This is a genomic window from Pseudomonas siliginis (genome assembly GCF_024072275.1).
GTDB classification, from domain to species: domain Bacteria; phylum Pseudomonadota; class Gammaproteobacteria; order Pseudomonadales; family Pseudomonadaceae; genus Aquipseudomonas; species Aquipseudomonas siliginis.
Window position 1 is genome coordinate 2,948,325 of the sequence record NZ_CP099598.1, and the last position, 23,114, is coordinate 2,971,438.

Below are 23,114 nucleotides of genomic sequence, written 5' to 3' on the forward strand. Positions count from 1 at the left end.
CTGAACAAGTGGGAGTCGGTTCGTCCGTGAAGCAGACCGCGAAAGAAGTCTGCGGCGCGGCCATTAACGATGGGTTAACGCTGGTTCAGCGCAAATATTGCGGCGTATTACAGAAGCACCGCGGTCGATGGGCACAAAAAAGGGCCTTCTCGGCCCTTTATCGTTTTACTTCTGCGCGACTTCCGCCGGATCCGGGTGCTTTGGCTTCATCAAACTGAAGTCAATCAACGCCCGCCGCGGTGCCTGGTACGGGTCGCCAATCAACAGCTTGCGCGGTACAAAGCTGTCGCTGACCAGGCTTTTGCTGCGATCCAGTTCATCGGAACTCAACCCGGCCAGATCCGCCCAGGTGTGAATGAGTTGCGAGCTGCTGTAAGGGCGGCTGAGGTCGCCGGCGAAGTTCCAGTCGTGGTTTTCCTTCCACTTCGGCGAGGCCCAGGCCATGAACGGGATGGTGTACATCGGCGCGGTCGGTTTGTTTTCGTTGCGGCCCAGCGTGCCGTGGCCGGCGGAGTCGAAGACATCTTCACCGTGGTCGGACAGGTACAGCAGGAAGCCATTCGGGTCGGTCTTGGCGTAGTCCTTGATCAGGCTCGAGACTACGAAGTCGTTGTACAGCACGGCATTGTCATAGCTGTTGTAAGTCGGTACCTGATCGTCACGCACGCCAGCCGGAACGCCTTGGCGATCCTTGAACTTGTCGAACGTCGGCGGATAACGGTACTGATAGCTCATGTGCGTGCCGAGCAGATGCACGACGATCAGCTTGCGCGGCGCCGCATCGGCCAGCGCCTTGTTGAACGGCTCGATGACGTCGCCATCGTATTGCGCCGAGTTCTGGTTGCGGTTGTTGTTCAGGTACACCTGCTCGTCAGCCTGTTCGGAGAAGGTCGTGAGCATGGTGTTGCGCTTGGTCATGGTCTGCTGGTTGGTGATCCAGAAGGTCTTGTAACCGGCCTGTTTCATCACGCTGACCAGCGATGGCGTCGACAGGTACAGATCCGGCTTCTGCTCATCGGCGAAGGTCAGCACTTGCTGCAGCGCTTCGATGGTGTAAGGGCGCGGGGTGATGACGTTGTCGAAGATCGCCAGTTGATCCTTGAGCTTGTCCAGTTCCGGCGTGGTGTTGCGCGGATATCCGTAGAGGCTCATGCGCTGGCGGTTGGTCGATTCACCGATGACCAGCACCAGCGTCGCCGGCTGACCGGCCGAGGCGTCCTTGAGGTTTTTCAGCGGCGCGATCTTGCTGGCACTGTCGAGCATGCCTTGCATGTCCCCCAGCGTTTCCAGATAGCGGTGATATGCCACGGCCATCTGCCACGGCACGGCGGGCTCGATGCGGGTTTCGAATTTCTCGAAGCCTTCAGCGAAATTGCCCATGCGCATGGTTTGTTTGATCAGCGGGTAGCCGGCGACGGCGATCACGATTGCGGTGGCTGCAACCAGTGCGCGACCACGGGGCATGTACACCGGGCGCAGGCGCGTCCACAGAAAGTAGGCGAACGCGGTATGGGCGAGGAACGCCGGGATCATCCACCAGGCGAAATACTGGGTCATGTACTCGCCGGCTTCCGACACGTTCGACTCGAACATGATGAAGATGACGCTCTGCGAGAATTCCTGCTGATAAATGAAGAAGTAACCCAGGCTGGCCATCGAGCAGGCCCACAGCACCACGCCAATGACCGCCGCAAGCAGACGCGTCTGTTTGGGGAGCAGCAGCATCGGCGCCAGCCACAGCGCGCTCATCACGAATGCCTGACGAAATCCCGTGAAACCGGACGTGCCGGTCAGTTGGATCAGCAGTTGGGTGATACCCGAGAAGTACCAGAAGAAGACGAACAACCAGATGAATCCGGCCCAGTCGAAACCGGTCGCAGTCGTTTTGCTGCGTTTGAACAATGTCATTCAGCGCTCCAGCTCAATCATCAGACCCACGCCGGAACGCTTCCATGACACCGACGAACAGAGGCCGCACGCGCAGGTACGGCCAGAATGGGGCGGAGTATCCCCAAGGGCTTGTGAAAGATTTGTTAAGCGCCGCTGTTGGTGTGTATCAAGCGGTCAGAGGTGCAACGTGTCGGGAACGACGAGGGCCGTTCCCGAAGCAGGCGGGGATCAGGCGTGGGGTGCGCGCTGCACAACCGGACGCGGTTGCGGCTGCGAGCCCTGGGTCAATGCGCGCAATTGCGCCAATTCGTGCTTCAACTGGTCGCGCTCGTCTTTCAACTGGCGCAATTCATCGCGACGGATCGTAACGTAGAGGGTTTGTGGCGGCATTGCTGTATGTACTGTGCCCATTGCTCACCTCGCAAATGGCGTGCATCAACTGTAAGTCACTCCTCGTTTTGAGGCGCTTGACTTACTATCGGCGCCAATTTTGATTTCTTTTGCCCTGGAAGGGAACTTTTTTATTTTTCATGGTCGGTGTGTCTTCGGCAGGATTCGGGGCGTTATCACTCTGGATCGGGCACAATGCCCGGAAACTTCATCGCAACGCTCTGGACTAACCTCCATCAGTCGCGTTGGGCTATAACCAATGACACACATTTATTTGTAGTAAGGAGCATCAGCACATGCAACTCGGGATTATTGGACTGGGCCGCATGGGCGGCAATATTGCGCGACGTCTGATGCTCAACGGGCACACCACCGTTGTTTACGACCGCAATACCGCTTTCATCGATAACCTGGTCGCCGAGGGCTCCACCGGCGTCGCCGACTTGCCAGCACTGGTTGCCGGCCTCGACAAGCCGCGCGCGGTCTGGGTCATGCTGCCGGCGGGCGCACCGACCGAAGACACCATCAACACCCTGAGCGAACTGCTCGAACCCGGCGATACCATCATCGACGGCGGCAACACCAACTATAAGGATGACATTCGCCGGGCCAAAACCCTGAACGACAAGGGCCTGCACTACATCGACGTCGGCACCTCCGGCGGCGTCTGGGGCCTGGAACGCGGTTATTGCATGATGATCGGTGGCGATGCCGAAACCGTGCAGCGTCTCGATCCGCTGTTCGCCGCACTGGCACCGGGCATGGGCGACATTCCGCGCACCAAGGATCGCAAGTCCGATGACCACCGCGCCGAGCATGGCTACATCCACGCCGGTCCCGCCGGCGCCGGGCACTTCGTGAAGATGATTCACAACGGCATCGAGTACGGCATGATGGCCGCGTTCGCCGAGGGCTTTGACATTCTCAAGACCAAATCCAGCGAACGCCTGCCGGAAGATCAGCGATTTGATCTGAACGTGGCCGATATCGCTGAAGTCTGGCGTCGCGGCAGCGTGGTTTCGTCGTGGTTGCTGGACCTGACTGCCGATGCGCTGGCCAGCGATCCGAAGCTCGACGGTTTCTCCGGTTCCGTGGCTGACAGCGGCGAAGGCCAATGGACCATTGAAGCGGCCATGGAGCAAGCGGTGCCGGTACCGGTGCTGTCCAACTCGCTGTTCTCCCGTTACCGCTCGCGCGGGCAGGGCACCTTTGGTGACAAGATCCTGTCGGCACAACGCTTCGGCTTCGGCGGCCACGTGGAGACCGCGAAAAAATGACCCGTACGATCCGCAGAAAATCCAAGGCAGAACCCGCACCACCGACCACGCTGTTCCTGTTCGGTGCCCACGGCGACCTGGTCAAGCGCCTGCTCATGCCGGCGCTGTACAACCTCAGTCGCGACGGCCTGCTCGACGAAAATCTGCGGATCGTCGGCGTTGACCACAACGCCATCACCGATGAAGCCTTCGCGCAAAAGCTCGAAGACTTCATCCGCACGGAAGTGGCGGCGAAGGTCGGCAAGGGCGATCAGATGCTTGATCCGCTCTTGTGGGCCAAGCTCGCCAAAGGCATCAGCTACGTCCAGGGCGATTTCCTCGACGACAACACCTATTCAGCCCTGGCGGCGAAAATCGCCGACAGCGGCACCGGCAATGCGGTGTTCTACCTGGCCACCGCGCCGCGTTTCTTCAGCGAAGTGGTACGCCGTCTCGGCAGCGCCGGTTTGCTTGAAGAAACGCCCGAAGCGTTCAGAAGGGTGGTGATCGAGAAGCCGTTCGGCTCCGACCTGCACACCGCCGAAGCCTTGAACGCGTGCCTGCTCAAGGTCATGAGCGAGAAGCAGATCTACCGCATCGACCATTACCTGGGCAAGGAAACCGTGCAGAACATTCTGGTCAGCCGGTTCTCCAACAGCCTGTTCGAAGCGTTCTGGAACAATCATTACATCGACCACGTGCAGATCACCGCGGCGGAAACCGTCGGTGTGGAAACCCGTGGCAGCTTTTACGAACACACCGGCGCATTGCGTGACATGGTGCCCAATCACCTGTTCCAGCTGTTGGCCATGGTCGCCATGGAACCGCCGGCTGCTTTCGGTGCTGACGCGGTGCGCGGCGAGAAGGCCAAAGTGGTCGGGGCGATTCGTCCCTGGTCGACGGAAGAAGCCCGGGCCAACTCGGTGCGCGGCCAGTACAGCGCCGGCGAGCGCGATGGTCAGCCATTGAAGGGTTATCGCGAAGAAGCCAACGTGTCGCCCGACAGCACCACGGAAACCTACGTCGCGCTTAAAGTGATGATCGACAACTGGCGCTGGGTCGGCGTGCCGTTTTATCTGCGCACCGGCAAGCGCATGAGCGTGCGCGACACCGAGATCGTCATCTGTTTCAAACCGGCGCCGTACGCCCAGTTCCGCGACACCGAAGTCGACGAGTTGCAACCGACTTACCTGCGCATCCAGATCCAGCCAAACGAAGGCATGTGGTTCGACCTGCTGGCCAAGCGCCCGGGGCCGGCGCTGAACATGGCCAATATCGAGCTGGGTTTTGCGTATAAGGATTTCTTCGAGATGCAGCCTTCCACCGGCTACGAAACCTTGATCTACGACTGCCTGACCGGCGACCAGACGCTGTTCCAGCGTGCCGACAACATCGAGAACGGTTGGCGAGCGGTGCAGCCTTTCCTTGATGCCTGGCAGCAGGACGCCAGCGTCGAGACCTACGCGGCCGGCGAAGATGGCCCGCAAGCAGCCGAAGATCTCCTGACTCGCGATGGTCGCGTCTGGCATGGCCTGGGATGAGTGATTTGCCAATACAACCCATACGTTTTTTGCTCAGCGACATGGACGGCACGCTGTTGCTGCCGGATCACACGCTGAACCAACGCACCATCGAAGCCGTGCGCTCGCTGCGCGATGCCGGCGTGCTGTTCAGCCTCGCCAGCGGCCGTCCGCCGAAAGCCATGTTGCAGCAGATCGAGGCGCTAGGCGTTGATCTGCCGACAGCGGCGTTCAATGGTGGCACCATCGTCAAAGCGGACGGCACGCTGTTGGCCGCGCATTATCTGCCGGCGACGACCGCGCTGATCGCACTGGCACTGTTTGCCGATCAACCGGAGGTGGAAATCTGGGTGTTCAGCGGCGGCGACTGGCTGCTCAAGGACCCGCACGGGCCGATGGTCCCACGTGAACAGAGTGGCCTCGGCTATCCGCCGGTGGTGGTCGAGAGTTTTGAACCGTATCTGGAGCGCATCGACAAGATCGTCGCTACCAGCAACAACACTGAGTTGCTGATTGAGCTGGAGGCGCAGCTCCTGCCCAAGGTCAACGGCATGGCGCAAGTGTCGCGCTCGCAGCCGGTGTATCTCGACGTTACGGCGCTTGAGGCCAACAAAGGCACGGCATTGACGACCATCGCCGAATACCTCGGCGTGCCGCTGGAGCAAACCGCTGTCATCGGCGACGGCGGCAACGACCCGGCGATGTTCAAATGCGCTGGCTTTTCGATTGCCATGGGCCAGGCGGAAGAGGCGGTGAAGCACCAGGCTGATGTCGTTACAGCGCCAAACACTGAAGACGGCGTGGTCCTGGCGATCGAGAAATACATCCTCACGCACTGACACAACAAAAAACCAATGTGGGAGCGAGCCTGCTCGCGAAGGCGGTGTGTCATTCAACAGATTCGTTGCCTGACACGACCTCTTCGCGAGCAGGCTCGCTCCCACAGGTTTTCGCGGCGCGTGCAAACCCCGGTAACCCACAGGTTTATTCAGTGTGGCTTAGAGCCAATAGCTCACCGCATACCAGCCCAGCAGTCCCATCACTACCGTATATGGCACCGCCATCCACACCATGCGCCCGTATGACAACCGCACCAGCGGCGCGATCGCCGAGGTCAGCAGGAACAGAAACGCTGCCTGACCATTAGGTGTCGCCACGCTCGGCAGGTTGGTACCGGTATTGATCGCAATCGCCAATGTCTCGAAGTGCTCGCGAGTCATGTGTCCGGCCAGAAAAGCCTGTTTTACTTCGGTGATGTAAATGGTCGCAACGAATACGTTGTCACTGATCGCCGACAGCAAGCCGTTGGCGATGAACAACATGCCCGGCTGTTGATCCATCGGCAGCGCCAAGACCCACTCGATCAGTGGGACGAACAGATGCTGATCGTGAATGACCGCCACCACGGCAAAAAACACCACCAGCAGTGCAGTAAACGGCATGGCGTCCTTGAACGCGCTGCCCAGGCGATGCTCGTCGGTGATCCCGGTAAACGCGGTGATCAATACGATTACCATCAATCCGATCAGGCCCACTTCAGCCAGGTGAAACGCCAGGCAACCAATCAGGATCAGCGCCGCCGCCCCTTGCACCAGCAGCGCCGCCGTCTGACGAGGCGTGCGTTTGGCGTTGTCCTCGGCAGCGTAGTTGGCCAGCACGGCGCGGACGTTGTCCGGCAGCAGTGTGCCGTACCCGAACCAGCGCAGCTTCTCCAGCAGCACGCAAGTGACCAGACCCGCCGCCAGTACCGGCAGCGACACCGGGGCAACCTTCTGGAAGAACTCGCCGAAATGCCAGCCCATTTCATGGCCGATCAATAGGTTCTGCGGCTCACCGACCAAGGTGCAGACGCCACCGAGCGCTGTGCCGACCGCGCCGTGCATCAACAGGCTGCGCAGGAAAGCGCGGAATTGATTTAAGTCCTCATGGTGTCGCGACGGTAAATGCTGATCGTCAGCGAACTCGCTGTCCTTACGTGGATCGTTGCCCGACGCGACCCGGTGATACACCGAGTAGAAGCCGACAGCCGCACTGATGATCACCGCTGTCACGGTCAACGCATCAAGAAATGCCGAAAGAAACGCCGACAAGAAGCAGAACATCAGCGCCAGAATTGCTTTCGAACGCACGCCCAACAGCAGTCGCGAGAAGAGAAACAGCAGCAGATCTTTCATGAAGTAGATGCCAGCGACCATGAACATCAGCAGCAAAATCACCGGAAAGTTGTGCAGCAACTCATCGTAAAGCGCTTGCGGCGTGGTCATCTTCAACAGCAACGCTTCAATCAACAACAAGCCGCCGGGCATCAACGGATAACACTTGAGGGCCATGGCCAGGGTGAAGATGAATTCGATCACCAGCAACCAGCCTGCGGCGACCGGCCCGACGGTGAACAGCACCACGGCGTTGAGAATGAGAAAACCGACGATGGTCGCCTTGTACCAGCGTGGCGATTGCCCGAGGAAGTTGTGCGCGAACGCCTGGGCGATTGAACCGGACATCGGCTGCTCCTTTTATTTAGAAGCGCGAAAGTTGCCGGATGTTTCAAGGAAGATCAAGTCGCCGATAACCTCGATTCTGTTGAATGCTCTATGGATTCAGATAACGCGCAACCATTGCCCGGTAGTTGCCATCCAGCGAATAGCCACCTACCACAATCGCCCCGTCAGTATGTACGGTCAGTGAATTGGCGGTATCGAGACTTCGCCCCAGTCGCGTGCGCAACCAGCCATGGCCCTCACCGAACGCTGGATCAAGGCTGCCATCGAGTTGATAGCGCGCCACCATGAAGTCAGCTTCGACTCCGCCGATGGTCGCGCCCACGGCGACGATGCGGCCGTCGCTCATTTGCTGGGCGGCGTTCCATTGGCATCCGCTGGGGCCGATGTCCAACACCTGTGGCTGGCCATGATGACAGTGCAGGTCCGGTCGACCGTTGGCGTGCAGGACAAACGTCAAACAGCGGATTGGATCGCGGCTGCTGCCGAAGCAATACAGCCTGTCATCGCACTCAATGATCTGGCTGACCTGAGCGCTGTTGCCGTGGGCCTTGAAGGCCATGAAGCCATCGACGGCGAAGCGCTCATCCAGGCTGCCATCGGGCCGATACACCGCCAACAGGCCTTGCTGAGGAAAGTCGATGGAACCTGCGACGACGATGCGCCCATCCTCCTTCAACAACAGCGTGCTCAGCCAGGTATTGAGCAGCAGGTGGCGGACCACTACAAATCCGCGTCCGTTGAATGATTCGTCGAGAAATCCATCGGGTTGCAGGCGGATCAATATGCCGGCGTGGTCGGCAAGGCTGAAATGATGGTTGGCGATCAGCAGAATACGGCCGTCTTCCTGCACCACAAAGTCACAGGCTTCGACGCCCGGCACGCCCGGCGGCAACCAGTTGTCGCGGGTGCCCATGGACAGCTCGCCGGGCAGCCGCACCACCTGGAAACCGTCATCGCCGAAGAATCGGTCTGGCTGGCCGTTGGCATCGAACAGGGCGAGGGCGGGCAGGGTGCGTTGGGTGTCTTCATAATGCAGGCCGGCCAGCAGAATCTTGCCGTCGGCTAACACCTGAACCTTGCCGGCCTTGGCTTCGAAACCCTCGACGAAACTGCCGATCACGCTGCCCTGAAAGCCGAACGACAAATCCGCCGACCCATCGGCCAGCAGCCGCGCCAGGCCGAACCGACTTCCCTTGGCCGTACCGACCTTGGCGGCCACCAGAATCCGGCCCTGTGCATCAAGCTCGACATGTTGGGTCTGGCTGGACAAACTGCCGGCAAAGTACACCTGCGCAACACCGCCAATGGCGAATGTCGGGTCGAGCGAAACGGGGGCGGTCCATGCAGTAGGCAGCGCGTAAGGGCTCAGGGTGGACATGCACGCGTCTCCTTGTGCCTGAGCCGATACCCGGTAGTTGGGAGGCTGACTGCACGAGCGAAATATTCAATCCCTGAACCGCGAGAAGTACAACTGGACGAATAAACAGACGACGGTCGCACTGTGCCAGAACAGTGTCTTGTTGAACCAGTCGCAAGCGAGCCAAGTACTTTGGATGAAACTGCGCTGCAAGTACGTTGCTTATTTGACTACGCATACAACAAGGGCGGATGACTTTAACGTCATCCGCCCTAGTTCGGTTATCAGTGTGGCATCGACCAGGATTGCAACTTGTGGCCGTCTTCGCTCAGCTCGGCGCGGGCCTGCTGCAGCAGTTGTTCGAGTTGCGCCGGGTCAGAGTAGGCGCTGCTCGGGATCTGTTTGCGACCGATGTGGGAGTTGGTGCGGTCGACGACGGTCAGGCTCAGTTCGCCATTGCCGTCTTGCGGCGCCCAGGCCACGCATTGAAAAGGCTTGAACGCGTGGTTGGCAATCAAAAGAGCTTCGTTGATACGCAGCGGGGCAGTCATGGGGTCTTCTCTCTATTGGCGCCCAATCAAATGATGTGCCGTCGGTTGGGCTTACCGTGCGGCGGGTTACTTGTACTGATGCACGCAACCGGGGGGCGGGTCACACGTGAAACAAAGAAATTTCAGATTCTTTACATAACGTAAGTTCGTTTCATTAAACCTGCACATGTCCGAACACCGCGCTGAATTCACCCCTCACCCCAGCCACTCCCCGAGGAGAGGGAGCCGAGTTGTGGGCTTTTCAAACTCAAGTTCGGCTCGGTCTTTCAGATCGGCTGACCTCGCGTAAACACCTCGGTCAGTTCCCTCTCCCTCGGGAGAGGGCTAGGGTGAGGGGTCGCTCTTTGATTCACGGCAAATAGTCGATAGCTAACTAACAACCAACTTTCTTATAACTCTTTTAATACCCAGCCTATAAGCAATCGGTACAAGCCCCCGTCAAAATCTTGCTAGTGTTACAACCGGGTCTGCCAAATGACTGTTTTTACGATCATTTATCAAATTTGGCGCCAAGGAACAGTCATGAGCGAAGCGCCTGCATCGAGACGTTTACTGGTGGTCGATCCCTGCGACGACTGTTATCGCCTGTTGCCCGGATTGCGCGCTGTGGGTTGGGATGTCGACAGTTGTAATCTGGAAAACGCCGCATCCCGGGCCTGCGATGTCGGCCTGCTGCGTTTGCAGCCCTACCACCTGGAACGACCCGAAGCCGTCAAAGAGCTGATCAGCCGCAGCGGCACCGAGTGGATCGCCGTGCTCAATCAGGAAGTCCTGCGCTTGCAGAACGTCGGTGACTTCGTCTGTGAATGGTTTTTCGATTTCCACACCTTGCCCTTCGACGTTTCCCGCGTACAGGTCACCCTCGGCCGCGCCTTCGGCATGGCACGCCTGCGCGGGCAGGGTACGATTCATGTCGATCAGCCGGAGCACGAACTGCTCGGCGACAGCAAGCCGATCCGCGAACTGCGCAAACTGCTGAGCAAACTGGCCCCGACCGAATCGCCCGTGCTGATTCGCGGCGAAAGCGGCACCGGCAAGGAACTCGTCGCGCGCACCTTGCACCGCCAATCCCAGCGCCACAACAAACCGTTTGTAGCTATCAACTGCGGGGCGATTCCCGAGCATTTGATTCAGTCCGAATTGTTTGGCCACGAAAAAGGCGCGTTCACCGGCGCACACCAGCGCAAGGTCGGACGCATCGAAGCGGCCAATGGCGGCACATTGTTCCTGGACGAAATCGGCGACCTGCCGCTGGAATTGCAGGCCAATCTCCTGCGCTTTCTGCAGGAAAAGCATATTGAACGGGTAGGGGGCAGTCAGCCGATACCGGTCGATGTACGCGTGTTGGCCGCAACCCACGTTGACCTGGAAGCAGCAATCGAGAAGAAGCGCTTTCGTGAAGACCTTTATTACCGGCTCAACGTCCTGCAAGTGGTCACAGCGCCGTTGCGTGAACGTCATGGCGATCTGTCGATGCTGGCCAACCACTTTTCGCACTTCTACAGCCATGAAACCGGGCGCCGGCCAAGAAGCTTCAGCGAAGATGCGCTGATTGCCATGGGCAAGCACGACTGGCCGGGCAATGTGCGCGAGCTGGCTAACCGGGTCAGGCGTGGGTTGGTGTTGGCGGAGGGGAGGCAAATCGAGGCGCGGGATTTGGGATTGATCAGCCAGCATTCGATCGCAACGCCGATGGGCACGCTGGAGGATTATAAGACGCGGGCGGAACGGCAGGCGTTGTGTGATGTGTTGAACCGACACAGTGATAATTTGAGTGTGGCCGCGAAAGTCCTCGGAGTTTCGCGGCCTACTTTTTATCGGTTGTTGCATAAGCATCAGATTAGGTGAGTGTGAACCTGAGTTTAAATACCATTGGTTTTAGAAGAAAATTTTGAGGGGAATTTTTACATTCCCGCCTCCGACATGTCAGTCAAGTCGCGCATTGCTCTTAATCTAATATTTCTCACGTGGGTTGGCTGCGAGATAAATCCTGCACTAAATACCAACATTAGCGTGCGAGGTGTCGGAGATTCTGCAACATAAAATGCCAAGCTTTTTTTCTGCCATAATTTAGATGGAACTCCGTCCGTAATGATTTCGGTCTTATTGTTTTGTGCGAATGATGCTCTTGAAATGCCTGGGCTTCTATATTCGAAGCTAAATTCGACCAGATCGCCTGCCTCAATACCATGAAAGGACTTACAGATCCATAAAGTTGTATTGTCTGGATTAGAACTTGGTAGAGACTCCAAATAGTATTCATCTGAAGAATAAGAAATCTTGGATTGATACCCTCCGCTAACACCAATCGCCCAATGATTCCAGTCATAGCCATCAAACGTAGTCAAATCATCCAACCCAGCCTTGACCCCATAACTCCTCACCCGACACGCCACCGCGTCAGTCTCAACCGCCCCCGCATGCAATCCCACCTTCAATACAACAGCCAACTTCGAATCAGCCTTACACCCGCGCAACCACTCCACCTCAGCCAAATAATCAAGCCCCCCTACCTGATCATGCGCCGCCCCGACAAACTGCTCCTTGACGCGCTCTCCACCACTCGTGAACGTCTCCACATACCTTAACCAGATCGGTAATCCCGCCTGCTGAAATGGCCAAGCCTCACACAAAACCTTCGTGTCATCGTTGAGCATTCCAACATCCAGCACCTCACCATCAAAACCCTCAAGTTTCGGCATCGGCATGCTCGATTGCAGCAACTCGCCAATCAACAACGTCACGCTCTGCACAGGCGTCGGCTGGCCATTGACGATCAAGTTGTATTTCAATTCCACACTGCGCTGCAGATTTGCCCCGGTGATAGAAGAATCGATATCGAATTGCACTTTCGACTGTCCCGCCACCGGCTTGTGCTGGGGAGGCACTGAGCCGGCGCCGGGTCTGCCGGCGATTTCCAGTTGCACTTCGTGATTGGCGCCAAACGTCGAAGTGTCAAACACCACGGTAAATCCGCTTTGATGCAGATTCGGGTTCAGCCTGTAATCGGGCGCCTGCACAACCGTTGGCGGTTTCAACTGACTGGCTTCGCCGGTGACCGCGATCACAATGTCATTGGAGGGGCGCGCAGGTGCGCCGGCGCGCAGCAGCTGAAAGCCGACCTTGGCCGAACCGTTGACGATCGCTGTGATCTTGTCGTTCGGGATCGGGAAGTCGTGATGGCCGGGCACGCTGTCGACAGTTTTTTCCAGCGGGCCGACGGTCACGGGCTGTCCTCCAGACGTCGTACCGGCCCAGGTCAGGACGACCTTGTCACCAGCCTGGTAGTCGGCGCCTGTGAAGTAAACCCGGGCGGCGGCGTCGCTCGTGCCCAGTACCTTCAGGTCGATGGTGGTGACGTTCTGGCCGTTGACCCAGATCGTCGGCGCCGGCAAGCGATTGTTCAGATCCACCGAGACGTAAGTGATTTTCGCCCACCGCGCCTTCGGATCCGGCAGATTACCCACCCGGTCGACGACCTGATAGCTCACTTCGATATTGTTGCCGTTGCCTTGCGCCCTGATGACGTCCTCGGTGAAGGTGGCGAAGATCGGATGGTTGACCGGATCGTCGATCTGCTCTCTGGTGACCGGGTAGTACGTCACCACCTGATCACCCCAACGGCACCGAATGGTGTCGAAGATGGCAATGTTCTCATAGGGTACGATGTTCATGCGGATTCCCCGCCGGGCCAAATCCTCATTCACGCCATTGGACGGATCCGGACTAAGCGTATAGATCAGGCCGGAGTTGCCTTCTTCGCTGTCGCTATCGGTGCCACCTGGTTGTGTGAGTTGGACCCACACACGCCGTACCGGCTCGGAGCTAACCGGGTCCTGACCCAAGCGCTGTACGGTGTAAACGATCAGTGCTTCGCCATTGGTGACTTGACCCTTGGGGACTTTGAATTCGAGCCGCTTATTCAAGTTGCTTTCATCGACCGGAATTGTCCCAACTTCGACGCCATCAAAATACATTTTACAGTTGTCATACATCGCCATCCCTACCCACGGATCTACGATGATCAGCAAATCATTTTCGACGGTCTCGAGCGAAATGCCACCGTCGTAGCCCCCATCCTTCAAAACGGCCTGTTTCAAAACAAAGGGTGGATTCAGAGCGAGAATGCGGTTTTCATCCGGCGTCTGGTTCATGTCGATGCTCCGTTACGGCCTGTTGCAAGGTGCGAGGCGCTGGAGTCATGTAAGCGGATTCAGCGGTAGGGCGCACCTGTCAGATCTGACAGGTGCGGACGTATTTCCGATAAGTGGTCGCGAGTTGCACCAGCAGCGAAAAGCCGACAGATCAAAGGATCGCAGCCTTCGGCAGCGCCTACACGAACTGTAGGAGCTGCCGAAGGCTGCGATCTTTTGCTTTTAGAAGTAATACGGGAATTTCAGGCTGAACGAAAAGTCCGGCGCATCATCGGTCATGCCGATCGACAAGTTCGGCACGATCGTCAGGTTGTCGGTGGCTGCGATGGTCATGCCGACGTTGAAGTAACCGGCGTTGGCATCACTGGACACCACCGATTCCCAGTCGCCGCCGTCCTGTTTCAGCTTGCTTTTGCGTTGCACCAGGTCGGAGACCGAGAACGACATACTCATCTTCTCGTTGAGCGCGAAGGCGATACCGGCACCGATCTGGAAGCTGTCGCCGATGCGCACTTTGCCCGGGTTTTTCTGATTGACCGTAGAGCTGATGTCGTCGAACGACTCCTCGAGGTTGTGGGTGTAGGAAAGGCTGCCGAACAGCACCGCCGGGTCAAACGTCTTGACCAGCGAGATACCCGGCGTGATCGACCAGACGCCGTTGCCGGTGGGCAGGGTGTCGGGGACGAACAGGTTGGAGTTGGCGTCGGTCTGGCGCAGTTTGATGCCGAACGGGTCTTTGCCGGTCGGCGCCTTGACGCGCAAGGTGACGACGGCGTCCGGGGTGTTGACCGATTCGTCGAGGAACTTGTAGGCGATACCGAAGTTGACGTCGCCGATGGTTGGATCCTTGGTGACGGTTTCTTCTGTTGTTACGCCAGCCGCGCCCTCGTTGCCGCCGCCGGATTGATACGTCGACTCGCGATAGATCACCGGCACGTTCAGGTCGAACTGCCAGCGGTTATCGAAGTTGTAGCGGCCGGTGAGGTCCAGGGTCCAGGTGTCGGCCTTGATCCGGTCGAGGTTGATGTTGCCGAGGAAAATCGAATCCAGCGCAAGGAAACCGTTCAGGATCAACTGACGGGTGTCGTAGCGTGAATAGGTCAGGCCGGTTTCCACGCTGAACTTGCCGCCGCCAAAGAAACCGCTGGCTTCGTCATACAGGTTGGAAACGCTCTGCGCCGGTTGTGAATCATCGGCCAGCGATTGACCGTAGGAAGCGCCACTGCCCCCGGCGGCGCCTCCCGATGCAGCGGCCGCACCGGTGCCTGTGGCGGCTCCGGCGGCGACGCGATTGCCTTTCATGTCAGACGGCGATTTCGCCAGCCGTTTTGGCGGTGGGGCGGCGGGTGTTTCTTCTACCTGGCGGACCCGTTGTTCAAGTACCGCCAGCGCTTGTTGTTGTTGTTCGTATCGTTGTCTCAGTTCCAGAAGTTCCCGTTTCAGGGCTTCTACATCGGCGTCGGGTGCTGCTTGCAGCATTGCCGCCGGGAGAAGGGTACTCAAACACACTGCGGCACGCAGTGATACTGATCGATACATGAATAAGCCGTCCCTTTAAGCCCAATGATCGAGACTCAGCGTAGTTCAATATCCGATATTGCGTAGGGCCCCGAGTTGGGTCAGGTTGCAATCCAGTGCACCGGCGCTTCTGCCGTTATTGTTCAGTACGACGTTGAGTTGCGTAAGGTTGTTGACCACGTTGGCGCTGCCCAGCAATCGGGTGTTCTGCAGCAGCCCGCCCTGGGCGACTTGTTGCAGTGCCGTGCCTTGATTGCCGCTGGCCTGAATGGCCATTTGCACGCCACCACCATTGGCCGAAACCGCGACACTGCCGGCGCCGTTGCTGCCAGTAATGGTTTGTCCGGCGATAAGGGCCTGGCCTTGCGATGGCACCAGTGCCGGCGCCTGACTGGCTTCGCTGATGTTGATCGCGACGTTGTTGTTGGCGGTGTTGCCATCGCCGGCGGCGCGTACGCTTTGCGTCACACCCTGGCTGCTGTTGAGGCCGGCGCCACCGATTACGCTGCCGGTGCCTGCGGTGAGGGCGCTGCCGTTGCCCGACTCCTTGATGGTCGAGACGTAGAATTCCGGTTTGACGGTTGCGGCCTGGATCTGCATCGAGGTCGTGGCCCCGATCAAGTCGCCGCTGGCGTTGCGCCAGGTGCTGCTCATGACAATGCCGAAGCTGATGATCCGCCCCGGCATGACGTAACGACCGCGCAGCTCGGCGAGCTCCTGGTCCTTGATTTCGATGGGTTTGAATCCGGCATGGGCTAAACCTGACGCACTCGCTGCCAGGCAGGCGGCGGCCAGCCAGTATGAGCTTTTCATCTGCTGCTCCCGGGACATCCAGTCCCATTCTCTAACTCGGCGATTAAAAGAAGTCGCTCTGAATGAACCCGAAATCCATCAATTCCGCATCTTTGACCGGGTTGAAACTGTCCAGCGAGTTCTTCGCCGTCAGCGGCACCGGAGGGCTGCGCAAGGCGTTGGCCTTGTCGTAACCGGGGCCGACGATGGCAAAGACAATGCCGTTCCAACCTTTGACAAAGTCGTCGTGCTTGTAGCGCTTGTGGCCGAGAACCGGGTCACCGATGTAGACCCAATCCTTGTCCGAACGCTGCAGGACGACGAAATGCTTGTAACCACGAATGTCCATCAGAACCACCACCGGAATGGTCACCGCTTCGAGTTTCTCGGGCGGGATCCGGTAGCCACGGGCGCGCATGCCGATGCTTTCTACGTAGCGCTTCATGTCGAGCATGGAGAAACCCTGGGTTCGCACCAGGTCCTGATCAGCGTTGACCAGCATGCCTTTGATGATGTGCTCCTCATCGACGTCGAGCCAATAGGCCTGGCGCAGGACCGTCGCCAGTGCAGCAGCGCCGCAGCTGAAGTCGGTTTTCTGTTCGACGATGTCGGCAAACTTGCGCTCACGAATGCTTTGCACATCCTTGTAGACCAGCACGCCACCCGGCAGGGCAGCGACGGGCATCTGGGCCGCCTGAGTCAGGCCGCACAGACAAAGCAGAGCGAGGAGGGCAGGAGTCCGCATGATCGAATACGCCTTGTGGAACCGAGGAAAAGCCCCGTTGCCGGGGCTTTCGTTTCGATCGCGATTACATGCAGGCTTTGCAACCTGCGGCGATGGACAGCGAGTTGCTTTGTTGGTTGCCCACACCCGCCGAGACGTTGGCTCCGCCGTTGCCGGAGAAGTTGTTCATCGAGTTGGTCATGTTGGCGTTGTTGACGACAGGAGTTTTCCAGCCATCTTTGGTCAACACTTGTTGGGTGGTGACGCCAGCGAGGCCAAAAGTACCCACGGCTTCGAACTTGGCTTTCTGATCATCGTTGCCGCCATGGCCGCCGCCACGGTTACCCCAACCACCATGGTCGTTGTCGTCTTCGATGGTCGCAGTGCCTTTGGCTTTGAACACGCCAGCGGCTGCATAAGTACCGGTAAGGGTGTCGGTTTTGTAAGCCTGCACGCCTTTGTTTTCCACGACCAGGCCAGTCGAGGACTGGTTGGCAGAGGCGGCAGCCTGCGCTACACGACCACCGGAAACGGCGATGGCGAGGTTGTTTTTCTGTTGGTTGAAGTTGCCGGCGGTCACGTTGATGCCGATGTTGCCGGAACCGTTGTTGCCAGTATTGGTGAGGTTGGCGTTGTTGAAGGTGGAAGAGTTTTTCACGTAGTTGTTGTTGTTCACCTGAGTCGCGCTCGAGGCGGCAACAGCATTGCCGAAGATGAAGCTTTCGTCAGCGGTAGCCAGCGCAGCAGCGTTGTCCTGCTGGTTGCCGTCGCCGCCCGCCACGTTGGCACCCATGTTGCCGTTGGAGCCGTTGAGCGAGTCGCTGGCATTGGCGTTGTTCAGGGTGCCCTGGTTTTTCACCACGTTGCCGTCGCTGTTTTGTGCGTCAAGTACAGCGGCGCCGGCGCCTGCGGTGATCTGCAGCAGTTGTTCAAGATTCGGACCTTGTGGCTGGCCGTGACCATTGCCGTGCCCGTTACCATGACCGTCGTTGTCACCACGGCCGCCAGCCTGTGCTGCCATTGCCATCACTGCTGCGAGTGCGAAAACCAGTGGTTTGAGAGCCATTGTAGGTTTCATGGTTGTTTCTCCGTCGTGCTTATTAGTTGGTTAAGTGTTGGGACTTTTCTAATTGCACTGCTTTTTGTTTGGGTCAGTCTGCGACCCGGATGCTCAGGGTGTTAGCCATGCGGTTCCCCACCCCGGCACTCTGGTTCACCTGGATTACCCCGCGGCTGCCGGTGAAGGCCTGATCACTGGTCGTGACCTGGCGACTGCCGATTGAGGTACCAGTTGCTCCTGAGCTCGGTATAAACGCCACGTTCTGTTGTGAAAGGGCGCTGTCGTCAACGCTCTGCGGGCCGGCACTGATGCTGACGCGCGTAACGTTGGCCATTTGGTTGTTGGCACCGGCGCCCTGGTTAACACCGAGGATGCCGTTGCCATTGCTGAAAGAGTTGCCGCCGATGTTGGCGCTCGCGTCGATGGCGCGGCTGGCGGGCGTGTCGATGGTTTGCCTGACGCTGGTGGTGGCATGGGCTTCGGTGCCGATGGCAATCGCCTTGGTGTTGGCTTGTTGCATCTGGTCACCGGCAGCCTGGTTGACATTGAAGTTGCCGCGATACTGAGCGCCGGAATCCTGAATGTTTGCCTTGTTGACTGAAGCCGAATCGGCCATGGCGCTGGTGCAGCCGAGCAGGGCAAGAAGCAGCAGGGTGCGATTCATGTCATTGGCCTCCGGCCATACGAGTCAGAGGCGCCAGCCCGGTGCTCATTGCCCGGTTGACCGTGTTGGAGATCGAGGCGCCAGAACCACCGCCGCTGCCAGTACGCATGCCGGGCAGGCCGTTCTGATTGGTCAGGGTGTTCATGCCGGGCAGGTTGGAACTGGGCGTGGTCATGTTGCCGCGAATCGATGAGCCGCTGGCGACACTGGCGAAATCACCGTCAGTGAGTTCGGTACTGCTGAGGGTCTGGTTGATCCGCGCCGAAGGGTTGGCGTTGACCGTGGTCGGATAGGGGTCTTTGCCGCCATTGCGCCCGATCGCGACGGGTTGAACGTCGCGGTTGAGGACGATCACGCCGTTGCCTTCAGCCTGGGCGCTGACGCTGATCAAAGCGCTGGCGGCTGATCCGATCAGCAGGAGGCAGGTCAGGCCTTTATTGAAATTCCCCACGGCTGCAATTCCTTCTTCAGTGGGCTGGGTTATTCAGCGTTGTGAAGGAGAGAGCGAAAGCTGTGCCGTTTTTGAATTATCTTTTTATTTCAACGGCTTACATGCTTTGGGAAATTCCCTGTTGCGGGCACTGTTTCAGCGCTGAGACACAGGGCGGATCGCTTGCGGGGCAATGGGCGCCGGAAAGCTCTGGAACAAGGGTTTGCGCCGAGGTGTTTCATCGGCGTAACAGATCACGTGACGCAATGATGAATGACGCTTGGGCGGGGCCTTTGCGCGGTCGGGAGTGTTTCAAAAACGGACAGTTTTGCGATAAAAGCCGCCGGGCGGCTCATCTGGACAGCAAACGCTCGACCGCCGCAAAGGCTTGCGTCTGGCGCTCGGCCCAATTGCCTTCGATCACTTGCAGCGGCTGTTGGTGCTGGATCAGCCAAACGCGGGTGGCTTCGTAGAACGCCATGCGATCCGCAAGATCCGGTTGGCAGCGCTGGCCGTCTTCGGTCCAGTCGATCTGTTGCGGGGACAACAGCAGGTGCAGGTCGTAATGGCGCGCCAGTAACTCGGTTTCCAGCCAGGCCGGGCAGTCGCCAAACAGAGTCTGGCTCCAGAGGATGTTGCTGAGCAGGTGGGTGTCGAGAATCAGCAGTGGGGGCTGTTTTGCGCGCGCCTGATCTTCCCATTGCAACTGGCCCTGGGCAATGGCCGGGATATCCGCAAGGCAAGTGTCGCGTGGGTTGTCTTCGATGAACCGACGAACATATTCATCAACGCGCACGCCGCCGAAACGCTGCTCCAACCCTGCCGCCAGCCAACTCTTGCCGGTGGATTCCGGGCCAGTCAGAACGACGACTTTCATGTGCGCAACGCCGGATCGGCGCGCCATTCCCGCCAGCCTTGCACGGCGAGCAAGGTAAACAGCGCGTAGAGCGCGGCGGTCAGGTGCAGGCCTTTATAGATGAACAGGCCGACAAAGATCACATCGAGGACGAACCACAGCGCCCAGCATTGCAGACGTTTTTGCGCCATCCACAGTTGCGCGACCAGACTGAAACCGGTGAGCGCGGCATCGAGCCACGGCTGTGCGGCGTCGGTCCAGTGCGCCATCGCCGCGCCCAGCAACACACTGCCGATCGCCCCAACGCCGAGGCCGAGCACCATCGAGCGTGCATCGAGGCGGGTAACCTGGCGACCGTCATGCATCGTCCCGGCGCGGGTCCATTGCCACCAGCCGTAGATCTGCAGCGCGGCGTAGATCACTTGCAGCAACATGTCCGAATACAGCTTCACCTCAAAGAAGATCCAGCTGTAGAGCAACACCATGACCAGCCCGATCGGCCAGCACCACGGATTCTGCTTGACCGTCAGCCACACCGCGATGACACCGAGGGCAGCGGCAAACAGTTCAAGCCCGGACATGAGTGATCCTTGGGGGAGTTGAGAAGGGGGCGGATTGTACTGCATTAGTCAGGTCAAAAGCCCCTCACCCTAACCCTCTCCCGGAGGGAGAGGGAACTGACCGCGTTGTTTGGTCGTGGTACGCCGACCTGGAATATCGCGTCGAACGCAGATCATGAAAAGCCCAGTGATCTGCGATCAAAAGCCCCTCACTCTGACCCTCTCCCGGAGGGAGAGGGAACTGACCGCGTTGTTTGGTCGAGGTACGCCGACCTGGAATAACGCGTCGAACGCAGATCATGAAAAGCGCAGTGATCTGCGATCAAAAGCCCCTCACTCTGACCCTCTCCCGGAGGGAGAGGGAACTGACCGCGTTGTTTGGTCGAGGTACGCCGACCTGAAATAACGCGTCGAACGCAGATCATGAAAAGCGCAGTGATCTGCGATCAAAAGCCCCTCACCCTAACCCTCTCCCGGAGGGAGAGGGAACTGATCGCGTTGTTTGGTCGAGGTACGCCGACCTGGAATATCGCGTCGAACGCAGATCATGAAAAGCGCAGTGATCTGCGATCAAAAGCCCGACCCTAACCCTCTCCCGGAGGGAGAGGGAACTGATCGCGTTGTTTGGTCGAGGTACGCCGACCTGGAATATCGCGTCGAACGCAGATCATGAAAAGCGCAGTGATCTGCGATCAAAAGCCCCTCACCCTAACCCTCTCCCGGAGGGAGAGGGAACTGATCGCGTTGTTTGGTCGAGGTACGCCGACCTGGAATATCGCGTCGAACGCAGATCATGAAACGCCCAGTGATCTGCGATCAAAAGCCCCTCACTCTGACCCTCTCCCGGAGGGAGAGGGAACTGAGCGCGTTGTTTGGTCGAGGTACGCCGACCTGGAATATCGCGTCGAACGCAGATCATGAAAAGCCCAGTGATCTGCGATCAAAAGCCCCTCACTGTAGAGACCTCTCCCGGAGGGAGAGGGAACTGATCGCGTTGTTTGGTCGAGGTACGCCGACCTGGAATAACGCGTCGAACGCAGATCATGAAAAGCCCAGTGATCTGCTCCCTCTCCTCGGGGAGAGGGCTGGGGTGAGGGGTGGGCTCACCTCGGTGACCGGTCAGACCCGGAACTGGCGCAGCAACCCGTTGAGCTGTTCGCTCAGTTGCCCAAGCCGCAGGCTGGCTGCACTGGACTGCTCAGCCGCCAACGCGGTGCTATGGGAAAGCCCGGCCGCCTGGGTGACGTTCTGGTTGATGTCCTCAACCACTTGCGCCTGTTGCAGCGTAGCGCTGGCAATCGACGCATTGAGACCGTTGAGATTACGTAATGCCTGGCCAATCGCATTAAGGCTCGCCCCGGCCAGTCCCGCCTGTTCGATGGTCAATTGCGAGGCCTTGCTGCTGTCGCCGATCACCTTCACCGCAGCCTCCGAATGATTCTGCAAACGCTCGATCATCGACTGAATCTCCGCCGTCGATTTCTGCGTACGCTGGGCCAGCAAGCGCACCTCATCGGCGACTACGGCGAACCCGCGACCCTGTTCTCCCGCGCGCGCCGCTTCAATCGCCGCGTTCAAGGCCAGCAGGTTGGTCTGTTCGGCAATCGAACGAATCACCTCCAGCACGCTGCCAATCTGCGTACTCTCCGCCGCCAGGGTGCGGATCACTTCCACCGCCTGATCGATCGTGCCCGAGAGCTTGTCGATCTGTTGCAGGCTGCCGTCAATATTGATCTGCCCCTGTTGCGCCTGCGCTTCGGCATCGCGCATTTCTGCGGCGGCGTGTTCGGCGTTTTTCGCCACGTCCTGCACGCCGTAGGTGACTTCGTTGATCGCTGTGGCCACCAGTTCCATCTGCTGCGACTGCTGCTGGCTGCGCTGCTGCGCCTGCGAGGCATCGTTACCCAGCTCGCTGGAAGACTGGCCCAAAGCGCTGGCCGAGACCTGCAGATCACCAATCACTCGGCGCAGCTTGGCCGTGAACGCATTGAAATGATGGGCCAGTTCGGTGACTTCATCCTTGCCATGGGTATCGAGGCTGCGGGTCAGGTCGCTTTCGCCGCTGGCGATGTTGGCCATCGCATTCACGGTTTCCTGCAACGGACGGACGATGCTGCGTGCGATCAGAATCACCAGCAGCGCCATGATCAGCGCAATCGCCAGGCCGATGGCCGACGCCTTGATCATCTGCCCCTGGAATTCGGCTTGCACATCGTCGACGTACACGCCGGAGCCGATCACCCAGCCCCACGGCTCAAACAGCTTCACATAAGAAGTCTTGGCAACGGGATCAGTCGCTCCCGGCTTCGGCCAGCGATAATTGACCATGCCCGCGCCTTTTGCCTTGGCGATGGCGACCATTTCGTTGAACACCGCAAAGCCGTCCGGGTCGCGGATCGCCGAAAGGTTCTGGCCTTCGAGTTTGGGGTTGGTCGGGTGCATGACCATCACGGGCGTGAGGTCGTTGATCCAGAAGTAGTCGCTCTGGTCGTAGCGCAGGCCACGGATCGCGGTCAGCGCCTGCTTTTGCGCGGCATCCCTGGTCAGGGTGCCAGCGGTCTCAAGACCTTGGTAATAGGTGAGCAGGCCACTGGCGGTCTGCACCACGTGCTGGGTTTTCTGCGCCTTGGCGTGGTAGAGGTCGTCATGGATCTGCTTGAGCATCAGCACGCCCAAGGTCAGCAACATGACCACCGCCACGATCAAGATGAGCCACAAGCGTCGGCTGATCGACACACTGCGCAAGCTGTTCATAACGCTGTCACTCCGGATTCTTGTTCTTGTAATAAACGATCGCCAGCATCCAGCCACCGCTGTGGGCTCGCGATTGCGCGACTTGAGCCGCCTAACGCGGGGAGCGCTATTAAGGCTTGTCTGTTAGGATTTCGGCC

19 protein-coding genes are annotated in these 23,114 nt (G+C 58.7%); 4 read left to right on the forward strand and 15 right to left on the reverse strand.

Annotation, left to right across the window (positions count from 1 at the left end):
* Positions 1-165 precede the first annotated feature (165 nt).
* Complete coding sequence (locus tag NF676_RS13685; protein WP_252887922.1) at positions 166-1,908, reverse strand: phosphoethanolamine transferase CptA; 1,743 nt, start codon at positions 1,906-1,908, stop codon at positions 166-168.
* A 210-nt stretch (positions 1,909-2,118) separates the two neighbouring features.
* Positions 2,119-2,301 (reverse strand): DUF6026 family protein, encoded by a 183-nt coding sequence (locus NF676_RS13690; protein ID WP_016774671.1) that lies wholly within the window; start codon positions 2,299-2,301, stop codon positions 2,119-2,121.
* Between the two features lie 275 nt (positions 2,302-2,576).
* Between NF676_RS13690 and gnd the strand changes: the two genes are divergently transcribed.
* The 3 genes from gnd to NF676_RS13705 are packed head-to-tail and all read left to right on the forward strand — an operon-like array spanning position 2,577 to position 5,895.
* Complete coding sequence (gene gnd / locus NF676_RS13695) at positions 2,577-3,557, forward strand: phosphogluconate dehydrogenase (NAD(+)-dependent, decarboxylating) (RefSeq protein ID WP_095179978.1); 981 nt, start codon at positions 2,577-2,579, stop codon at positions 3,555-3,557.
* On the forward strand, positions 3,554-5,077 hold the full coding sequence (gene zwf / locus NF676_RS13700; protein WP_252887923.1) for a glucose-6-phosphate dehydrogenase: 1,524 nt from the start codon (positions 3,554-3,556) through the stop codon (positions 5,075-5,077). The genes gnd and zwf overlap by 4 nt, the downstream gene beginning before the upstream one ends.
* Entirely contained in the window at positions 5,074-5,895 is an 822-nt protein-coding gene (locus NF676_RS13705; RefSeq protein WP_252887924.1) for an HAD family hydrolase, read from the forward strand. The genes zwf and NF676_RS13705 overlap by 4 nt, the downstream gene beginning before the upstream one ends.
* Before the next feature lie 159 nt (positions 5,896-6,054).
* Here NF676_RS13705 and nhaB read toward each other — a convergent pair whose 3' ends face one another.
* The 3 genes from nhaB to NF676_RS13720 form a co-directional block, all read right to left on the reverse strand.
* Positions 6,055-7,557 (reverse strand): sodium/proton antiporter NhaB, encoded by a 1,503-nt coding sequence (nhaB, locus tag NF676_RS13710; protein ID WP_056785902.1) that lies wholly within the window; start codon positions 7,555-7,557, stop codon positions 6,055-6,057.
* A gap of 88 nt (positions 7,558-7,645) precedes the next feature.
* The gene (locus NF676_RS13715) at positions 7,646-8,935 is read right to left on the reverse strand and encodes an NHL repeat-containing protein (protein ID WP_252887925.1); all 1,290 of its coding nucleotides are present in this window, start codon (positions 8,933-8,935) and stop codon (positions 7,646-7,648) included.
* Positions 8,936-9,198: 263 nt separating this feature from the next.
* Entirely contained in the window at positions 9,199-9,465 is a 267-nt protein-coding gene (locus NF676_RS13720) for a hypothetical protein (protein ID WP_016774677.1), read from the reverse strand.
* Between the two features lie 522 nt (positions 9,466-9,987).
* Here NF676_RS13720 and NF676_RS13725 point away from each other — a divergent pair.
* Entirely contained in the window at positions 9,988-11,313 is a 1,326-nt protein-coding gene (locus NF676_RS13725) for a sigma-54 dependent transcriptional regulator (RefSeq protein ID WP_041479695.1), read from the forward strand.
* Positions 11,314-11,369: 56 nt separating this feature from the next.
* Here the strand turns inward: NF676_RS13725 and NF676_RS13730 are convergent, their stop codons facing one another.
* From NF676_RS13730 to NF676_RS13775, 10 genes are all read right to left on the reverse strand, one after another.
* Positions 11,370-13,619, reverse strand: coding sequence for a hypothetical protein (locus NF676_RS13730; protein WP_252887926.1), 2,250 nt, complete (start codon positions 13,617-13,619; stop codon positions 11,370-11,372).
* Positions 13,620-13,841: 222 nt separating this feature from the next.
* Complete coding sequence (fapF, locus tag NF676_RS13735) at positions 13,842-15,158, reverse strand: fibril amyloid transporter FapF (RefSeq protein WP_056785917.1); 1,317 nt, start codon at positions 15,156-15,158, stop codon at positions 13,842-13,844.
* Positions 15,159-15,203: 45 nt separating this feature from the next.
* Entirely contained in the window at positions 15,204-15,950 is a 747-nt protein-coding gene (gene fapE / locus NF676_RS13740; RefSeq protein WP_252887927.1) for a fibril amyloid subunit FapE, read from the reverse strand.
* Positions 15,951-15,993: 43 nt separating this feature from the next.
* Positions 15,994-16,674 (reverse strand): fibril amyloid maturation endopeptidase FapD, encoded by a 681-nt coding sequence (fapD, locus tag NF676_RS13745; protein ID WP_024012915.1) that lies wholly within the window; start codon positions 16,672-16,674, stop codon positions 15,994-15,996.
* A 64-nt stretch (positions 16,675-16,738) separates the two neighbouring features.
* On the reverse strand, positions 16,739-17,731 hold the full coding sequence (gene fapC / locus NF676_RS13750; RefSeq protein ID WP_252869514.1) for an amyloid-like fimbrin subunit FapC: 993 nt from the start codon (positions 17,729-17,731) through the stop codon (positions 16,739-16,741).
* Positions 17,732-17,804: 73 nt separating this feature from the next.
* Positions 17,805-18,377, reverse strand: a complete 573-nt coding sequence (fapB, locus tag NF676_RS13755; protein ID WP_095179986.1) for a fibril amyloid subunit FapB — start codon at positions 18,375-18,377, stop codon at positions 17,805-17,807.
* A 1-nt stretch (position 18,378) separates the two neighbouring features.
* Complete coding sequence (fapA, locus tag NF676_RS13760) at positions 18,379-18,828, reverse strand: functional amyloid chaperone FapA (RefSeq protein ID WP_056785923.1); 450 nt, start codon at positions 18,826-18,828, stop codon at positions 18,379-18,381.
* A gap of 331 nt (positions 18,829-19,159) precedes the next feature.
* On the reverse strand, positions 19,160-19,684 hold the full coding sequence (locus tag NF676_RS13765; protein ID WP_252880093.1) for an AAA family ATPase: 525 nt from the start codon (positions 19,682-19,684) through the stop codon (positions 19,160-19,162).
* Positions 19,681-20,244: a nicotinamide riboside transporter PnuC gene (gene pnuC, locus NF676_RS13770; protein ID WP_252887928.1), complete on the reverse strand. Its 564-nt coding sequence runs from the start codon at positions 20,242-20,244 to the stop codon at positions 19,681-19,683. The genes NF676_RS13765 and pnuC overlap by 4 nt, the downstream gene beginning before the upstream one ends.
* 1,098 nt (positions 20,245-21,342) lie before the next feature.
* Entirely contained in the window at positions 21,343-22,977 is a 1,635-nt protein-coding gene (locus NF676_RS13775; protein ID WP_095179989.1) for a methyl-accepting chemotaxis protein, read from the reverse strand.
* Between the last annotated feature and the right edge of the window lie 137 nt (positions 22,978-23,114).